The organism is Streptomyces sp. NPDC060209 (assembly GCF_042728155.1).
Lineage (GTDB): Bacteria > Actinomycetota > Actinomycetes > Streptomycetales > Streptomycetaceae > Streptomyces.
Map to the genome: position 1 here is coordinate 1 of NZ_JBHWZS010000568.1, position 1,665 is coordinate 1,665.

A 1,665-nucleotide genomic window follows, 5' to 3' on the forward strand; every position below is an offset into this window, starting at 1 on the left:
GTCGTACACCGGGACGCTGAAGGGGTTCAGCGAGACGTTCTCGACCCTGTCCGAATAGCCCGCGCTGCCGTTCTGGTACCAGAGCGGGATGACCGGCATCTGCTCGACGAGGACCTTCTCCGCGTCCTGGAAGGTGGTGACGGCCTTGGCCTTGTCGCTCTCCGCGTTGGCCTTGTCGACCAGGTCGTCGAACTTCTGGTCGCTCCACTTGCCGTCGTTGGACGGGGCGTTGGTGTAGTAGAGCGGCTGGAGGAAGTTCTGGATCAGCGGGTAGTCCATCTGCCAGCCCGCCCGCCAGGCCCCGGTCAGCTTCTGGGTGGAGACCTGGCTGCGGAAGTCGGCGAAGGTGCCGACGGGCCCGCCGACACACGCCTTGTTGTTCCCCATGACGTTGTTGATGCTGTTGCAGACCGCGTCGACCCACTCCTTGTGGGAGCCGGTGTCGGCGTTGTACGAGATCTTCAGCTGGCCGCCGGGGATGCCGCCGCCCTCCTCGATCAGCTTCTTGGCCTCCGTCTTGTCGTACTCGCACGCGGGGCCGCAGAGGCCCTCCTTGAAGCCGCCCTCCTCGCCGAGGACCGGCGAGGTCCAGTCGGAGGCGGGGGTGCGGGTCTTCTGGAAGATCTGGTTGGTGATCTGGTCACGGTTGATCGCCATCGACAACCCCTGGCGGACCTTGATCGCTCCGGGGGTGTCCCAGGCCTTCTCGTAGAACGGGAAGGCGAGCGTCTGGATGATGCCCGCGGGTGTGTTGATGTAGCGGTCGCCCAGGTCCGCCTGGACGTTCTTGAGCTGCGAGGCGGGCACGTCGTCGACCAGGTCGAGATTGCCCGCCGTCAGGTCGGTGTAGGCGGTGTTGTTGTCCGTGTAGACCTTGAGGTCGATGCCGCCGTTCTGCGCCTTGTCCGCGCCGGGGTAGTCGTCCCACCGGCGCAGGTTCATCGACGAGCCCTTGGCGTACTGGTCGATCGTGTAGGGACCGTTGCCCACCGGCTTGGAGAGCCACGCGTCGTGGTCGGTGTAGAAGACCTTGGGCAGCGGGACGAAGGCCGCGTAGCCGAGGGTGTCGGGCCAGAGCGAGAACTTCTGCGACAGCTTGACCGTGAAGGTCGTGCCGTTGACCACCTTGAGGCCGGACAGGGTGCCGGCGGTGGCCGAGCCCGATTCGGGATGGACCTTGTCGTAGCCGTCGATGTACTGGAAGAAGTAGGCGTTCTTCTGATTGTTCTTCAGCGAGGCGCCGTAGTTCCAGGCGTCGACGAACGACTTCGCGGTGATCTTCTCACCGTTGCTGAAGGTCCAGTTGTCCTTGATCGTGACGGTGAAGTTCTGGGAGTCCGTGGACTCGATCTTCTCGGCGATCTCGTTCTTCGCCTCGCCGGTCTTGGGGTCGTACCGCACGAGTCCGCGGAAGACCATGTCGAGGACCTTGCCGCCCTGCACCTCGTTGGTGTTCGCCGGCTCCAACGGGTTCTGCGGGTCGCCCCAGGACGAGGTCACGATCCCGTCGGCGCCACCACCACCGCTGTCCCCTCCGCCGCAGGCCGTGGCCGTCAGCGCGACGGCGACGGCACATGCGGCCCACCTGGCCTGTGTGGCTCCGCGCATGGAGTGCCTCCTAGGGTTCCCTTGAGTGGCTCAATGCCTCATATCACCTCATATGAC

The 1,665-nt window shown here is 64.9% G+C and carries 1 protein-coding gene; it reads right to left on the reverse strand.

The features are described 5' to 3' along the window. The coding region (locus ACFWFI_RS42615) for a peptide ABC transporter substrate-binding protein (protein ID WP_387401334.1) at window positions 1-1,608 on the reverse strand (1,608 nt) is incomplete at its 3' end. Window positions 1,609-1,665 lie beyond the last annotated feature (57 nt).